The sequence below is a fragment of the Rheinheimera pacifica genome (genome assembly GCF_024809855.1).
GTDB classification, from domain to species: Bacteria; Pseudomonadota; Gammaproteobacteria; order Enterobacterales; family Alteromonadaceae; genus Alishewanella; species Alishewanella pacifica_A.
Window position 1 is genome coordinate 60,190 of the sequence record NZ_JANUEM010000007.1, and the last position, 16,873, is coordinate 77,062.

Below are 16,873 nucleotides of genomic sequence, written 5' to 3' on the forward strand. Positions count from 1 at the left end.
TTATGCGCCCTGTCAGTAACCAAGCTTAATTTCAGTTTCAACAGGCAGTTCAAGTGTGGCACGCAGTTTCCAGTCTTTGGAGGCGTCAGATACAACTAACTGCCACTTGCCTGTTGGTGTAATAGGTAATTTTGCAACATAAAGCAGCTCACCGCTGCGCTCTGCATCCAGCGCAAAATCACGCTCGGCCAGGGTGGTATGATAAAAATCCAGATGTATGGCACCTTCCAGCACGGTATTTTCAGCAAAGCGTATTATGGCACTGTCGCCGGCAATTAGTATTCTGGCGTCAAGGTTACGCAGTGCTGCTTCACGGTATTTGGCCAGCCGCATATTAATTGCACGGCCTTCTTTGTAGTAGTCGTCTACCACCAGATCAGGAGTATGTTGCTGCATTATATAAACGGAATGCACGGCTTTTAATGCGGTAGCAACAGGAATGGCAATTAAAATCCAGGGCCACAGCTGTTTATACCAGGGTTTAGTGTCTTGCTGCATAGAGATCCTTAACGCTAATAACAATAAGCCCCGAAACGGGGCTTATAAGTACAGAGTAACGAAGTGACTTATTGCTGCTCTGCAGGTTTTTCCGGATTAGCTAAACGGTAGACATAGGCAGTAAGAATATGCACCTTATCTTCGCCTAACGTTTGCTTAAACGCCGGCATAACACCATTACGGCCTTTAGTAAGCGTTTCTTCCACTGCACGGGCTGAACCGCCATACAACCAGATATTATCTGTCAGGTTAGGAGCGCCAAATGGCAGGTTGTGCGCCAGGCTACCTTTACCATCCGGGCCGTGGCAGGCGGCACATAAAGCAAATTTAGCTTTACCTGCTTCAGCATCACGCTCATTTACCGAGCGGCCTGACAGGCTTAACACGTAAGCTGTCATTTCTTTAATGCCTTGCTCACCGAGTGCATCAAGCCAGCCTGGCATTACAGCTTTGCGGCCGTGTAGCAGGGTTTCTTTGATTTTATCCGGAGTACCGCCGTATAACCAGTCGTTGTCAGTCAGGTTAGGAAAGCCATGCTGGCCACGGGCATCAGAGCCGTGACACAGTGAGCAGTTTTGTAAAAATAACCGCTGCCCGATTTTAATTGCATCATCATCATAAGCCAGATCTAACACGTCGCGTTTGGCAAACTGTTGGAATACCGGGCCATATACTTGGTCTGCCCGCACCATCTCGCGATCAAACTCAACATTACGGCCTTCTTCTACCGCTTTTGTTACGGCCAGTTGTGACTCTTCCAGCGACTTGACTCCCTGGTTTGAACTTGTCCAGCCTAAAAAGCCTTTCCAGTTACCCAGGCCAGGGTAGGCCGCCAGATAAAAAACCGACCATACCAGCGTTAAAATGAACATATAAGTCCACCAACGCGGTAACGGGTTGTTTATCTCTTCAATACCGTCAACAACGTGGCCGGTGGTTTCGTCTTCGGGTACGCCGACATAATTTTTCAGGTTCCAGGTCAGCAGTATTGCACAGCCGATCAACACCGGAAGGGTTAACACTATGATCCAAGCACTCCAAAAGCTACTCATGATCTGACTCCTGTTTGTTTTTTTGTTGTGCTTTTTGTTCGTCTTCAAATACCAGATTAGCAGCCTGATCGAAATCAGTTTTGCGTTTCTTGCTGTATGCCCAGATCACGAAGGCAATAAAGGCCACGAACAAAATGACGGTAAAAATACTGTGTATCGTTGCGTATTCCATGGGCATTACTTCAGATGTGTGCCAAGCGACTGCAGATAAGCTATCAGCGCTTGCATTTCAGTTTTACCTTCCACAGCCGCAGCGGCACCTTCAATATCTTCGTCAGTGTATGGCAAGCCAAAGCTACGTAATACCTGCATTTTTTTTGCGGTGTATTTACCGTCCAGCACGTTTTTATCCAGCCATGGAAAAGCTGGCATATTAGATTGTGGTACCACTGAACGTGGGTCCATTAAGTGGGCGTGATGCCAGTCGTCGCTGTAGCGCTCGCCCACACGGGCCAGATCAGGGCCTGTACGCTTAGAGCCCCACAGGAACGGATGATCCCATACACTTTCACCGGCAACAGAGTAGTGGCCATAGCGTTCTACTTCCGCCCTGAACGGGCGGATCATCTGGCTATGGCAACCGACACAACCTTCGCGGATGTATATATCACGGCCTTCTAACTGCAAAGCTGTGTAAGGTGTCATACCGTCTACCGGCTGCGTGGTTTCATCCAGAAAAAATAGCGGCGTAATCAGTACCAGGGTGCCAAAACTGATGGCAACAATGGTTAAGATTGCTAGCAGGCCAACACTTCTTTCAATTTTGTCATGATGATTCTTGTTCGACATGATTTACCTCTTACGCTACTGCTGGCACAGGTTGTAGTGATTCATCTTTAGCGCGCACTGTTTTATAAACGTTGTACGCCATCAGTAACATACCGCTTACTACAAACACACCACCTATAAAACGCATCAGGTAAAATGGCATAGACGCTTCCAGGCTTTGAACAAAGCTGTAAGTCAGGGTGCCGTCAGTGTTTACCGCACGCCACATCATGCCCTGGGTAATACCGGATATCCACATTGCCACTATATACAGCACCACACCGATTGTATGCAGCCAGAAGTGGGTGTTAATCAGAGAAATACTATACATACGGCCCTGGTTATACAGCACCGGGATCAGGTGATAAATTGCACCGATAGAAATCATTGCAACCCAGCCTAAGGCACCGGAGTGTACGTGGCCGATGGTCCAGTCAGTGTAATGCGACAGCGCATTTACTGATTTGATTGCCATCATCGGGCCTTCGAAAGTAGACATACCGTAGAACGACAAAGAAACAATTAAGAAACGCAAAATAGGGTCGGTTTTCAGCTTATGCCAGGCACCTGACAGCGTCATAATACCGTTAATCATGCCGCCCCAGCTTGGTACAAACAACACAACCGACATCACCATACCTAAAGACTGAGTCCAGTCTGGCAGGGCAGTGTAGTGCAAATGGTGCGGGCCGGCCCAGATATACAGCGCAATCAGCGCCCAGAAGTGCACAATAGATAAACGGTAAGAATATACCGGACGACCAGCCTGCTTAGGTACAAAGTAGTACATCATGCCCAGGAAGCCCGCAGTTAACAGGAAACCAACCGCATTGTGACCATACCACCACTGGATCATGGCATCTACTGCACCGGCATATATTGAGTAAGATTTAAACGCGCTTACTGGCATAGCCATGCTGTTTACAATATGCAGCGCAGCAACGGTAAGAATAAAGCCGCCTAAGAACCAGTTTGCGACATAAATGTGGCTGGTTTTACGCTTAACCAAAGTGCCAAAGAACACGATAGCGTAAGACACCCACACCAGGGTGATCAGGATATCAATTGGCCATTCCAGCTCGGCGTACTCTTTGCTGCTGGTTAAGCCCATTGGCAGGGTAATTACCGCCGAAACAATAACGGCTTGCCAGCCCCAAAAGGTAAACATAGCCAGTTTTTCGGCAAACAAACGCACCTGGCAGGTACGCTGCACTATGTAATAACTGGTAGCGAACAGGGCGCTGGTACCAAAAGCGAAAATTACCGCATTGGTGTGTAAAGGACGAAGACGACTATAGGTCAACCAAGGAGTGTCAAAGTTTAATGCCGGCCAATATAATTGGGCCGCGATTAACACGCCCACCGCCATGCCGATAATCCCCCAAAAAACGGTGGTTAGGGCAAAGAGGCGGACAACGCGATAGTTGTAGTCAACATTTAACGATTTGGTCTGGCTCATGTTGAGTTCCGCTGCAGTTAGTGCTGGTTACTGATACAGGCTGTTTGCGCAGCCATTCTTGTTATAGGCAGGGTTAACATCCGGTATTTGCAATGTTTAACCCTACCAATTTGGGGCTGCATCTTAAGGGTTTTACCCCAAAAAAGATAGGTAAAGCAGCCCGTTTTATGATTTAGAACAAAGTTGCTGCTCATTAAATGACCAAGTGTAGCTGCTGTTTGGGGCATTTCATTAAAACAGCGTACAATATGGCAACCCTGAGCATTTATCTGGTTAGTTATGCGTGTATTTTATCTTTTTTTGCTGTTGTTGTGCTGCCTTTGGGGTTGCAGGCCGCCTGATAAAGTGCCCGTCTCATCGCTTACCCTGCTGGAAGAGAACACAATACAACTTAAACTAAGCCCGGGCCATGCGCCGGTTGAAACTCCGCTGTTACTGCAACTGACAGCGGCTGATGTACTTGATGTCAGCGGTGAGCTAACCGGCGTATCTATGTATATGGGAAAAGTGCCGCTGCGGTTTAGGCAGCGCGAGGGAATATGGCAGGCCGAGTTTTTACTCGGTGCCTGCAGTGATCCTGATATGTTGTGGCAATTGCAACTGGAGATCCGGTTTACCGATGGCCAAACGCGCAGCCTGACTAAACAATTTCACACCAGTTGGCGCTAATTAACAGTGCTTAACTATTACGTCAGCCTAATTTAGTGCGTCAGCTTAATTTGCTGCGTGAGCTGAAGTGGCGCGGCATCTTGCAGTTGTAAGCGCGCGGTTTCAACGCAGATAAATTGCAGATAACTATCGTCGGCTAAATCTTTGGTGCTACGGCTTTTATCCTGCCACGGGTTCCAGACAATCGTCGCGTCCTGGCCGCTTTGACCAAGCTCAAGGTGCTGTGTTCCGGTATCTAATTGCAGTATTGCCGCAGGTTGTGCATAGATGCGGTCAACTTCGGCATTGACGGTGGCGACCGGCGTATTGCTGTTCTGATTGCTGGCTGTAACTTTGTCCTGATACTGCAGCGGCAAAGGCTGCACCTGTGTTTGCCCGATATTAGCGACACTAAAATAACTATGCAGTGCTGCCTGCTGCGTTATAGCAGCGTTACACGTTAAGCTGATGGTTAAGCTATCGCTTAATGTTAGTTGTAACTGCAGTGTAGTTTCCTCCGGGTAGTAGGGCAGCGCTGCTACCTTAATGGTTAGTGTTACCGACACACCGCTTGCGCTGATATTTTGTCCGGTTAACTGCCAAAGCTGAGTTCTTACCACACCGTGATTGGCTAAAGATTGCTGCTGCGGATTCAGCCGGGTATCAACCGGACCAAACCAGGGCCAGCATACCGGCACGCCGCCGCGAATAGGCATTTGATCATGCCACTGCGCCAGTGGTGATAGCCATAGCACATCTTTACCCGGTTGCGGCTGATAAGACAGTACCTGAGCGCCGTATAAAGACACCACGGCAGAAGCTTCGCCAAATTGTAAGGCAATGCAGGGCAGATCAGTTAAATGGCCAAAACCAGTTTGCGGGTTAATTGCGGTATTTAGCATGGTATCCTCGGGGTTGTTGCCAGTATGTGGTGCAGTAAAAGTAGCTATAAACAAAACAGCCAGCATAAAGCTGGCTGTTTGCGTATGCAGCGCTTTAAACGTGCTTCATAAACTCAACGGTGTTATCCAGCATACGGTTGCTAAAGCCCCATTCATTGTCGTACCAGCTCATTACTTTTACCAGACGGCCATTAACGCGGGTTTCAGTGGCATCAAAAATAGATGATTTCGGGTTGTGGTTAAAATCAACCGATACCAGCGGTAAGTCGTTTACTGCCAGCACTTCAGCCATAGTGCCCGATGCTGCGGCTTTACGGATAATGTCGTTAACTTCGTCAATAGAAGTATTGCGACCAGCAATAAAAGTTAAATCTACCAGTGACACATTAAGCGTAGGCACCCGCACGGCTAAGCCATCAAACTTACCTACCAGCTCTGGCACAACTAAGCCAACAGCAGCAGCGGCACCGGTTTTGGTTGGGATCATCGACATAGCGGCGGCACGGGCGCGGCGCAGATCAGTGTGATACACATCGCTTAAACGCTGATCGTTGGTGTAAGCGTGGATAGTGGTCATCAGGCCGGATTCAATACCCAGTGCATCGTTTAACGGCTTGGCAATCGGCGCCAAACAGTTAGTGGTACAGGATGCATTAGAAATAATGTTCATTTGCGGCGTTAAAATCTGCTGGTTTACGCCGTATACAATGGTGGCATCAACATCTTTAGCCGGCGCTGAAATAATAACTTTCTTTGCACCTGCTTCTAAATGCGCACCAGCACTTTTACGATCAGTAAACAGGCCGGTACACTCCAGCACTACGTCCACATTCAGTTGTTTCCATGGTAAGTTAGCCGGGTTGCGCTCGCTTAGCGTTAGGATCTCGTCCTGATTAACATAAATAGCTTTGTCGTTGTGCTCAACATTGGCAGCAAAAATGCCATGCGCAGTATCATACTTCAGCAGGTGGGCATTAATAGCTGCATCGCCTAAATCATTAATGGCAACCACTTTAATATCGTAATTTTTGCTGCTTTCATACAAAGCACGCAACACATTGCGGCCAATGCGGCCAAAGCCGTTAATCGCGACACGAATAGTCATATTAACCCCGTTAGATAGATGTTCTGAAATGAGACAAACAAGTTGTGTAGTAAAATTACATTATTTAGTGGATTTTTCAAGTTTAAAACAAGGGTAAAGCGTTTTTTCTGTAATTTAATGACATAAATGAACAATGACTTTAACGGCAATGCCGCCTAGAATGAGCGGTAGCTAACTGACCAGACTAAGGATTTCTCATGGACGCCACCTTACAGGCTGAACTGATTGCATTTTGTGGCATTGAAACCGATTTTAACGATGCCTGGGGAAACCCAAGCACGGTAACTGAACAACATCAACTGCAACTGCTGGCCGCACAAGGCTTTGACATTGAAGATGACGAAACTGCCCGCCTGCAATTACTTGAACGGCAACTGGATTTTTGGCAGCAGCCATTGCAGGCTGTGTCAGTGCAGCACGTTGATGAACCGTTACAACTGCTACTGCAGGTCACGCTTGAACAAGCCAATACGGAGCTTGTTTTTACTCTGACAGCAGAAAATGGCGCTAAGCAGGTATTTAACCTGACGCCGGTAGAAGGTGAGCTGGTGCAGGTAGTGGTACTGGATGAGGTGGAATACCATCAGTATCAGCATGTGCTGCCACAGCAGCTGACAGCCGGTTACCATCAGCTTAGCCTGAATGATACTGCTTTTACACAAAAGTTGATCATTACGCCTGGGCAGTGCTTTGTACCGCAAAGTTTTCAAAACCAAAAGCAATGGGGTATCGCGTTACAACTCTATGGCCTGCGCTCAGAGCGCAATTGGGGTATTGGCGACTTTACCGATCTTAGCAATACCGTTAAATACCTGGCTGGCGTTGGTGCCGATTTTATTGGCCTTAATCCTATTCATGCGTTGTATCCGGCAATGCCACAAAGCGCCAGCCCGTATAGTCCTTCGTCACGGCGCTGGCTTAATGTCAGCTATATAGATGTTACGGCAATGCCGGGTTTTAGCCTGTGTGCCAGCACGCAAAGCCTGGTAACTGCACCGGCTTTTGAACAGCAGCTTAGTGCGCAGCGCAGCAAAGATTTTGTTGATTACAGTGGCGTAATGCAGTTAAAGCTGCCGGTAATGAAAAGCCTGTACCAATGGTTCGCCGGGCAAAAAGATAGTAATAACAATGCTATGAGCAACGCTTTTAAGCAATTTAAAGCCGATGGCGGTACCAGCTTACAGCAACTGGCACTGTATGATGCCTTGCATGCGTATTTGTATCAGCAAGACAGCATGCACTGGGGCTGGCCAAACTGGCCGGAAGAATATCGCGATCCACAATCGGATACTGTGCAGGCGTTTGCCGCTAAACATCAGGCTGAGCTGGATTTTTACTGTTATTTGCAGTTTATTGCTCAGCAGCAATTGGCACAGGCACAACAGCTGGCAAAAGACGCTGGTATGTTGTTGGGGCTGTACCGTGATTTGGCGGTAGGTGTCAGCGAGGCCTCAACCGAAATTTGGGGCAACCCGGATTTATACTGCCGCGATGCCAGTGTCGGGGCGCCGCCGGATCCGCTTGGCCCTGCCGGGCAAAACTGGGGCTTGCCGCCGATGTACCCGTATCAGCTGTATAAGCAGGGATACCAGCCATTTATTGATTTGCTGCGTGCCAATATGCAGCATGCCGGTGCATTGCGTATCGACCATGTTATGGCACTGCTGCGCTTATGGTGGGTGCCCAAAACCGCCGAAAACGCCGGTGGTGGCGCTTATGTGTATTACCCGATAATGGATTTGCTCGGTATATTAGCGCTGGAAAGTCAGCGGAACCAGGCGGTGATTATCGGAGAAGATTTAGGTACCGTGCCTGAGGGGATCCGCGACTTGCTGGCGCAGTACAATGTCTACTCTTACCGGGTGTTCTTTTTTGAAACTGCAGCAGATGGCGGCTATATCTCGCCAACGCATTATCCGGTACAGGCCATGGCCACACTGACAACCCATGATTTACCTACTTTAATTGGCTTTTGGCATTGCGAAGATTTACGCCTGGGTAAAGAGTTGGGCCTGTATAAAGATGAAGCTCAGTTGCAGGGCCTGTACGCACAGCGCCATGCCAATAAACAGCGTATTCTGGATTCATTACACGGCCATCACAGTTTACCCGGCGATTACAGCCGCAGTGCCGAGAATCTGGGGATGGATCAAACGTTAAACTACGCTATGCAGCGCCATCTGGCAGCAACATCCAGCCAGCTTTTATGTTTACAACTGGAAGACGCCCTGCAAATGACGCAACCGGTAAATATTCCCGGTACCAGCAACGAATACCCGAACTGGCGGCGTAAGTTGTCTGAGCCGATAGAGCAGTGGAGCCAAAATCAGCATATCAGACAGTTGTTTACCGATATCAGCAGGCAGCGTAAAGCTGCAAACTAAGCAATGGCGTAAAAAGCCATAGCCTTTATGGCTGTGGCTGTTAAGGTTGAGACAGAAAAACTAAAAAGGACAGGCAATGAGTTTAGCGTTATTACAACAGGTTAACTGTGCAGAACCCTTTTCGTTATTAGGCTGGCAACCGCTGAAGGATAACAGTAGCGCCGGGTTGTTACTGCGGGTATATCTGCCACAGGCAACTGCGGTGAGCGCATACTCTGTTAAAAGTGGTAAGTTACTGGGTGAGCTGGCAGCAAACAGTGATTATCCGGGCGTATTCGAGCTGGTACTGAGCAAAAAGCGCAAAACGGAAGCTTATCGTCTGGCCGTCAAACATGGCGAATATCAGTACCCGTTGTTTGATCCTTACCAGTTTACCGATGAAGCCTTTTACGCTGTGCACTATGTTGCCAATGAGCCGGAAAACCTGTACCGCCAGCTTGGTGCCCAGGTAATTACGCTGGATGTAGCCGGTAAAAGTGTTAATGCCACCCGTTTTGCCGTATTCGCACCCGACGCTTCCAGTGTTAGCCTGATTGGCGATATGAACAGCTGGGACGGCCACGTACACCCGATGCAGCGCACGCAATGCGGCCATTGGGTATTGGTGGTGCCTGAAGTGGCCGCCGGGGTGCGTTATAAATTCGAAATTAAAGACCGCAACGGCCATTTGCTGCCACACAAGGCTGATCCTATGGCATTTTATGCCGAGCAGTATCCGTCGCACGCTTCTTTAGTGTACGACCACAGCCGTTACCAGTGGCAGGACGATAGCTGGCGCAGCCGTAAATTAAGTAACCCGCTTAACAGCCCGATGAGTATTTACGAGCTACAGGCCGGTTCATGGCGCCGTGGTGAAGATAACCAGATGCTGAGTTACCGAGAGCTGGCTGCTCAGCTTATTCCTTATATTCAGGATATGGGCTACACCCATATTGAACTGCTGCCAGTGATGGAGCACCCGTTTGATGGCTCCTGGGGCTATCAGCCGCTGGGGTTATTTGCGCCTACGTCACGCTTTGGCACACCGGATGATTTTAAATACTTTGTTGATGCCTGCCATCAGGCCGGTATTGGCGTTATTTTGGACTGGGTACCGGCGCATTTCCCGGAAGACGGCCACGGTTTAGCCCGGTTCGATGGCAGCCACTTATATGAATATGCCGATCCGCGCCGCGGCTGGCACCCGGACTGGAATTCCTGTATTTACGATTACGGCAAAGATTATGTGCGCCAGTTTCTGGTAGCCAGCGCGTTGTACTGGCTGGAGCATTTTCATATCGACGGTCTGCGCGTTGATGCCGTAGCCTCAATGCTGTACTGGGATTACTCGCGTAAAGAAGGCGAGTGGATCCCCAATATTGATGGCGGTAACCACAACTATGAAGCTATCAGCTTTTTCCGCTGGTTTAACAGCGAAGTGTACCGCAAGTTTCCGCATGCTATGACCATTGCAGAAGAATCTACTTCGTTTGCTATGGTGTCGCGGCCCGTTGATATGGGGGGCCTGGGCTTTGGCTTTAAATGGAATATGGGCTGGATGAACGACAGCCTGCGTTATATCAGCAAAGATCCGGCCTACCGGCGTTACCATCACAACGATCTGACGTTTTCTATGGTGTACGCCTATAACGAAAACTTTATTTTGCCGCTGTCGCACGACGAAGTAGTGCACGGTAAGGGCAGTTTGCTAAATAAAATGCCCGGCGATGAGTGGCAACAGGCAGCAAACCTGCGTGCTTATTACGCTTTTATGTTTGCGCATCCGGGCAAAAAGCTGAATTTTATGGGCAATGAGTTTGCTCAGGGCCGCGAGTGGAGCCATACACAAAGCCTGGACTGGCACCTGCTGGGTTACGATAAACACCGCGGTATGCAGCAATTGCTGCGCGACTTAAACCACACATACCGGCGTTGTACACCGCTGTATGAACTGGATTATGCACATCAAGGTTTTCGCTGGCTGGATCATCAGGATGCCGACAACAGCATCCTGAGTTTTTTACGCCGCGCCAGCAATGGCAATGCAGTATATGTGGTGTGCAACTTTACTCCACTGCCACGGAATAACTTTTTACTGGGGGTAGAGCAAGACGGCGAGTACGAGGTTATTCTGAATACCGACAGCAGCTATTACTGGGGCAGTAACTATACGGTAGGGGCGGCGTTACACAGTACAGCAATGCCGTATCATGGTTTGGCGCAACATATTTGTTTGCAATTGCCGCCACTGGCCACACTGTATTTGCGTAAAAAGGGCCACGGCGGTTAGCATAAAACCGGCTGGCATAAAAAATATTAATACCTGAGCAGAGCAACGCGATGAGTAACCATATTCCTTTGTTAAAGCTGTCATTTGGTACCGCATCGCCACTGGGCGCAACTTACACTACTGATAAAGATGGCGCGGGCAGCTGGAACTTTGCTGTATTTGCCCCTGATGCGACCAGTTTAACATTATGTTTGTATCAGCCAGATACTGAAGAGTTGCTGGGCGAGCTGAATTTTAGCGGCCGCACCGGTGACATCTGGCACATAGCAGTAGCCGGTATTGAGCATGGTACTTTATATGCATTAAAAGCGGATGGCCCACAAAATAGCAACTTGGGATTTGTGTTTGATAAAGACCGCCTGTTGCTTGACCCTTACGTAAAGCAGCTAAACCGTACCTTGAGTTTTAACGAGCGCTTATACCAGGCGAAAAGCCATTATATGCTGGCCAAAGGCGTGCTGGCACAGCAGCAGTTTGACTGGCAGAACAGCGTAAAACCGAAAATTCCGCGGGAAAAAACGGTTATTTATGAAGCCCATGTTAAGGGCATGACTATGTTGCACCCTGAGGTGCCGCAAGAGTTACGCGGCACCTACCTGGGTTTATGTCATCCATCTGTTATCAAGCACTTACAAAAGTTGGGTATTACTACCTTACAGTTATTACCGGTGGCGTCATTTTTAAGCGAACCGCGGTTAAACAAGCTGCAGCTTAGTAATTACTGGGGTTATAACCCGGTAAGTTTTTTTGCCCCAGAGCCCCGTTACCAGTATCAGGATGCTGTAACTGAGTTTAAAACTCTGGTGCGTAGTTACCATCAGGCCGGTATCGAAGTTATTTTAGATGTGGTGTTTAATCACACAGCAGAAGCGGGCGAAGACGGCCCGGTGTTAAGCCTTCGCGGCCTGGCTAATAAACATTACTATCTGTTTGAAAGCCATGCCGATATTACCGATTTTAGCCAGCATTGTAATTACACGGGTTGTGGCAATACGTTAAATGTGGCTCACCCGACAACACAAAAGCTGGTGATGGATGCACTGCGTTACTGGGTTGTTGAGATGCAGGTAGACGGTTTTCGCTTTGACTTAGCCACTACGCTGGCGCGTGAGCATAAGCGTTTTAACCCTTATGCCGCGTTTCTGCAGATTATCGCGCAAGATCCGGTACTGTCGCAGGTTAAACTGATTGCCGAGCCGTGGGATGTTGGCCCAGGCGGTTATCAGTTAGGGCAGTTTCCGGCGCACTGGTCTGAATTAAATGATAAATGCCGGGATACTTTCCGTGCTTTCTGGCGTGGCGATACCGGTGTGCTACCTGAATTTACCACCCGTTTGCTCGGCTCACGCGATATCTTTCAAAAACACCATAAACCGGCCTGTTGCAGTGTTAATTATTTAACCTACCATGATGGTTTTACCCTGCATGATGTCGTTAGCTATAAAGATAAGCATAACTGGCTGAATGGTGAAGAAAACCGCGATGGCCATAACCACAATTTAAGTTGTAATCATGGTGTGGAGGGGCCGAGTAAAGATGCATCGGTGCGTGCCAGCCGCTACTTACACAAGCGTAATCTGGTGGCCACGTTATTGCTGAGCCAGGGCATGATCCACTGGCTCGGTGGTGACGAGCTTAGCCACACTCAGCGGGGCAACAACAATGCTTATTGTCAGGATAACGATATCAGCTGGCTTGACTGGCATCTGGACAGCGATGAAGAAGATTTCCTGCATTTTGTCCAGCAAATGCTGGCATTTCGGCGCAAATTCCGTTGTTTACAGCAGTTATCGCTGCTGGACGATAACTATCAGCTACATGGCGATAAACATCAGATCCAGTGGTATTTGCCGGATGGTAATGAGAAACAACAACAAGACTGGCATGATCCACAGCGTTCCGGTTGTATTTTCCGCATCACGAATAAAGCCAATCAAGCCAGCTTATTGTTTGTTTTTAATGCTGAAGCCGAAGTGCAGCCATTAACCCTGCCCGAACACAGCTGGCAGTTGCTGTTTGACACCAGTGTAGACAAAGGTTTGCTGCAAAACGGCAGTACAAAGCTTACAGAGTACCAGCAGAATGCCCACAGTATCTCAGTGTGGCAGTAGGTTTATCGGCATGTTTTCAGTATAATGCGCGCCGTTTACAAGCAACTGCTGGTGTGCCGGCAGCGCGCAAAAATGAAAAATAATGAAGGAATGTCAGATGACAGACACAGCTGCACTTTGTGATATCGGTTTTGTCGGCGCCGGTGTAATGGGTAAAAACCTGATCCTGAACCTGGCAGATAACGGCTACCGCGTAGCGGCCTTTGATCTGGACCACCAGAAACTGGAAGCCGTGCTGGCGCAGGATAAAGCCGAGCGGGGCGACAAACCGGCCCGCGTTATTGCCTGTAGCTCGTACACCGAATTACTGTCGCGTTTATCGGCACCGCACCTGGTGGTGTTATCTGTACCGGCAGGCAAGCCGGTTGATGATGTCTGCCATAAATTAATCGACGCCGGTATTCAGGCCGACGACATTATTGTTGATACCGGCAACAGCTTGTGGACAGATACCGTAGCGCGGGAGAAAGATTTTGAAGGCAAGTTCATCTTCTTCTCTACCGCCGTATCAGGTGGCGAAGTAGGCGCACGTTTTGGCCCGTCGCTAATGCCAAGTGGCGATCCCTACGCCTGGACCCGCATTAAACCACTGTGGGAAGCCATTGCTGCCAAAGTAGACCCTACCAGCGGTAAGCCGGTAGAGCGCTTTGAACCAGGCAACCCGGTTACCGAAGGTGAACCTTGCGCCACCTATATTGGCCCCAGTGGTTCTGGCCACTATGTAAAAATGGTACATAACGGCATTGAATACGCTGATATGCAGCTGATTTGCGAAGCTTATCAGGTTATGCGCGACATTCTGGGCATGCCGGCTGCAGAAATTGCTGACGTATTCAAAGGCTGGAACGAAGGCAAACTGCATAGCTATTTAATTGGCATCAGTGCCGATGTATTAGCCACCAAAGATTCCGAAACCGGCTTGCCGCTGGTTGATGTGATTATGGATAAAGCCGGACAAAAAGGTACCGGTTTATGGACAGCGGTTAGCAGCCTGCAGCTTGGCAGCCCGTCACCCACTATTGCCGAGGCTGTTTATGCCCGTTCTTTATCTGCATTAAAAAGTGAACGGGTCAAAGCCGCTACAGTATTGGCCGGCCCGGCGCAAAATCTGATCTCGCCAGAGCAAAAAGACGAGATTATTCAGGCCCTGCACGATGCGTTGTACTGCGCCAAAATCTGCGTTTATGCTCAGGGCTTCCATTTAATGAAAACGGCAGCTGATGAACATGGCTGGCAGCTTAAGTTTGCCGAAATAGCCAAAATCTGGCGGGCCGGTTGTATTATCCGTGCGGTATTTTTGCAGTCTATTACTGAAGCGTACGAGCGCAACGACGAGCTTGAAAACCTGCTGCTGGACCCGTTTTTCGCTAAGCAAATTTCGGTTTACCAGCAAAACTGGCGTAAAGCCGTAGCCAATGCCACGCTGGCCGGTATTCCGGTGGCGGCACTTAGCTCGGCATTAAGTTACTACGATTCGTACCGCACTGCGGTATTACCGGCAAACCTGTTACAGGGCCAGCGTGACTATTTTGGTGCTCATACTTTTGAGCGTACCGACAAAGCTAAGGGTAAGATGTTCCATGTTGAATGGAGCAACCCGGCACGGCCAATGGTGAAAATAAAATGACCACTCAACATAACATACAACACATAGGTACGCCGGGCACAGCCAGCAGCACTAAAGTACTGTTATTAGGTGCTGGTGAACTGGGCAAAGAGCTGTGTATTGAACTTAAGCGCTATGGTTGTGAGGTGATAGCCGTAGACCGTTACCCTAACGCACCGGCCATGCAGATAGCCGACAAAGCAGTAGTGATGTCGATGCTGGATAACGCCGCACTGCGCCAACTGGTGATCAGTGAAAAACCAGCCTTAATTGTGCCGGAGCTCGAAGCGATAGCTACCTCAGTATTAATTGAGCTGGAAGACTGTGGTTTTAATGTTGTACCCAGTGCCAAAGCCGTTAACCTGACCATGAACCGCGAAGGTATCCGCCGCTTAGCCGCAGAAGAGCTAAAACTGGCAACCTCGCCATTTCAGTTTGCCAGTGACAAAGACAGCTTTACTGCAGCGGTTAATGCCATTGGTTACCCTTGTGTGGTTAAACCGATCATGTCATCCAGTGGTAAAGGCCAGAGTGTACTGCGTTCAGAGGCAGATCTTAACGCCGCCTGGCTTTATGCTCAGGAAGGTGGCCGTGCCGGTAAGGGCCGGGTAATTGTTGAAGGTTTTATCGACTTCGATTACGAAATTACGCTGCTTACGGTAAATTCGGTGTCCGGTATTCAATATTGTGCTCCTATAGGCCACAGGCAGGAAAAAGGCGATTACCGCGAAAGCTGGCAGCCACAAGCCATGAGTGACAACGCTTTTGAAACAGCAAAAAGCTATGCCAAAGCGGTAGTAGAAGCTTTAGGCGGCCGCGGTTTATTTGGTGTAGAACTGTTTATTAAAGGCGATCAGGTGTGGTTTTCTGAAGTATCACCAAGACCACACGATACCGGCATGGTAACGCTGATTTCACAGCAGCTAAGCGAATTTGCGTTGCACGCCCGTGCTATTTTAGGCTTGCCCATTCCGCATATTAAGCAATATGGCGCTGCTGCATCTGCCGTGCTACTTGTGCCCGGCAATAGCGCTGATATTCAGTACCATGGCCTGGCAGAAGCGTTAGCTGAACCGGATACCGAGCTACGTATTTTCGCCAAGCCCGAAGTACAGGGCGAAAGGCGTATGGGCGTGGCACTGGCGTTAAGCGATACGGTTGAAGCTGCCACGCAAAAAGCGCTGAATGTCATCAGTAAGCTTAGTGTTACGCTTAAGTAAGCGGTTAAGACTACTTAGAAAAAACCACCTGCGGGTGGTTTTTTTATGCCTGTATATTAAATAGGTGACATGTACAAAAATGCCATTAACATTTTGATACCAAATACCGCTACTTGCCTGCTTAGTTTATGCTAACGTTTTAGCGGTAAAATAATTTGAGCAGGAGGTTCATTATGGCCATTGATGCCAGTGGGGTAAAAATAGAAGATCGGCCGTTTGATCAGGTACGGCAAGAAGCAATAGATCAGCTGATTATGAATTACAGCCACGGCATTATATCGGCAGAGGCCTTTGAGCGGCGGCTGGATGTGGCAACTGATGCCAAAAGCCATCAGGAACTAATCGACGTAGTAGCCGATTTAACCTTGCTGCCAGATAATCAGTATCAACAGCAGCGCCAACAAAGCTTTTCTCCACGCTATCAATCCGGCAACGACACCCGCAACGAAAAGATGTTATGCGTATTGTCTTCAAACCAACAGCGCGGCCAGTGGCTGGTGCCTGCTGAGATACAAATCACCAATGTTGTCGGTTCAGTAGAGCTGGATTTCTCGGAAGCTATTTTTCAGCACCAGCATATTGTTATCAATGTAAGAAACTGGCTCGGCAGCCTGACTGTTTTAGTACCACCGCAGGTTAATGTGGTGTCAAATATCACGAATGTGGTAAGTAGCTGCGATAACCAGGCAACATCTTTAGGCGATCGTCAGGCACCACAAATTGTAATAGAAGGCTACTCTATTCTGGGCTCGCTTGAAGTAAACCTGAAACGTACCATGAAAGAAAAATTCAATGATTTTGCCAATCAGTGCCGGGAAATGTTTGGTTTTGATAAAAAGTAAGCTGTGGCC

General features: G+C 48.7%; 14 protein-coding genes. 7 read left to right on the plus strand and 7 right to left on the minus strand.

Annotation, left to right across the window (positions count from 1 at the left end; translation table 11 throughout):
- Positions 1-12 precede the first annotated feature (12 nt).
- From M2404_RS11010 to ccoN, 5 genes are all read right to left on the minus strand, one after another.
- A complete protein-coding gene (locus tag M2404_RS11010; protein ID WP_259239777.1) occupies positions 13-498 on the minus strand; it encodes a FixH family protein in 486 nt (161 codons plus the stop codon).
- A gap of 68 nt (positions 499-566) precedes the next feature.
- On the minus strand, positions 567-1,550 hold the full coding sequence (ccoP, locus tag M2404_RS11015) for a cytochrome-c oxidase, cbb3-type subunit III (RefSeq protein WP_259239779.1): 984 nt from the start codon (positions 1,548-1,550) through the stop codon (positions 567-569).
- On the minus strand, positions 1,543-1,722 hold the full coding sequence (locus tag M2404_RS11020; RefSeq protein ID WP_259239780.1) for a cbb3-type cytochrome oxidase subunit 3: 180 nt from the start codon (positions 1,720-1,722) through the stop codon (positions 1,543-1,545). Before M2404_RS11020 ends, ccoP begins: the two co-directional genes overlap by 8 nt.
- A 5-nt stretch (positions 1,723-1,727) precedes the next feature.
- Positions 1,728-2,339: a cytochrome-c oxidase, cbb3-type subunit II gene (gene ccoO, locus M2404_RS11025; protein WP_215397520.1), complete on the minus strand. Its 612-nt coding sequence runs from the start codon at positions 2,337-2,339 to the stop codon at positions 1,728-1,730.
- 10 nt (positions 2,340-2,349) lie between these two features.
- Positions 2,350-3,777, minus strand: a complete 1,428-nt coding sequence (gene ccoN / locus M2404_RS11030; protein ID WP_259239781.1) for a cytochrome-c oxidase, cbb3-type subunit I — start codon at positions 3,775-3,777, stop codon at positions 2,350-2,352.
- A 345-nt stretch (positions 3,778-4,122) separates the two neighbouring features.
- Between ccoN and M2404_RS11035 the strand changes: the two genes are divergently transcribed.
- Positions 4,123-4,446: a hypothetical protein gene (locus M2404_RS11035; RefSeq protein ID WP_259239782.1), complete on the plus strand. Its 324-nt coding sequence runs from the start codon at positions 4,123-4,125 to the stop codon at positions 4,444-4,446.
- Positions 4,447-4,478: 32 nt separating this feature from the next.
- Here the strand turns inward: M2404_RS11035 and M2404_RS11040 are convergent, their stop codons facing one another.
- Positions 4,479-5,327 carry a D-hexose-6-phosphate mutarotase gene (locus M2404_RS11040; protein ID WP_259239783.1) on the minus strand — a complete coding sequence of 283 codons (849 nt, stop codon included), beginning with the start codon at positions 5,325-5,327 and terminating at the stop codon, positions 4,479-4,481.
- A gap of 94 nt (positions 5,328-5,421) precedes the next feature.
- Entirely contained in the window at positions 5,422-6,432 is a 1,011-nt protein-coding gene (gap, locus tag M2404_RS11045) for a type I glyceraldehyde-3-phosphate dehydrogenase (protein ID WP_259239784.1), read from the minus strand.
- Between the two features lie 197 nt (positions 6,433-6,629).
- Between gap and malQ the strand changes: the two genes are divergently transcribed.
- The 6 genes from malQ (at position 6,630) to M2404_RS11075 (ending at position 16,864) form a co-directional block, all read left to right on the plus strand.
- On the plus strand, positions 6,630-8,816 hold the full coding sequence (gene malQ, locus M2404_RS11050; protein ID WP_259239786.1) for a 4-alpha-glucanotransferase: 2,187 nt from the start codon (positions 6,630-6,632) through the stop codon (positions 8,814-8,816).
- Positions 8,817-8,892: 76 nt separating this feature from the next.
- A complete protein-coding gene (glgB, locus tag M2404_RS11055) occupies positions 8,893-11,085 on the plus strand; it encodes a 1,4-alpha-glucan branching protein GlgB (RefSeq protein ID WP_259239787.1) in 2,193 nt (730 codons plus the stop codon).
- A 50-nt stretch (positions 11,086-11,135) separates the two neighbouring features.
- On the plus strand, positions 11,136-13,196 hold the full coding sequence (gene glgX, locus M2404_RS11060; protein WP_259239788.1) for a glycogen debranching protein GlgX: 2,061 nt from the start codon (positions 11,136-11,138) through the stop codon (positions 13,194-13,196).
- Between the two features lie 97 nt (positions 13,197-13,293).
- Entirely contained in the window at positions 13,294-14,823 is a 1,530-nt protein-coding gene (gene gndA, locus M2404_RS11065) for an NADP-dependent phosphogluconate dehydrogenase (RefSeq protein WP_259239789.1), read from the plus strand.
- The gene (purT, locus tag M2404_RS11070; RefSeq protein WP_259239790.1) at positions 14,820-16,022 is read left to right on the plus strand and encodes a formate-dependent phosphoribosylglycinamide formyltransferase; all 1,203 of its coding nucleotides are present in this window, start codon (positions 14,820-14,822) and stop codon (positions 16,020-16,022) included. Before gndA ends, purT begins: the two co-directional genes overlap by 4 nt.
- Positions 16,023-16,195: 173 nt before the next feature.
- The gene (locus M2404_RS11075) at positions 16,196-16,864 is read left to right on the plus strand and encodes a DUF1707 SHOCT-like domain-containing protein (RefSeq protein ID WP_259239791.1); all 669 of its coding nucleotides are present in this window, start codon (positions 16,196-16,198) and stop codon (positions 16,862-16,864) included.
- Positions 16,865-16,873: the final 9 nt, after the last annotated feature.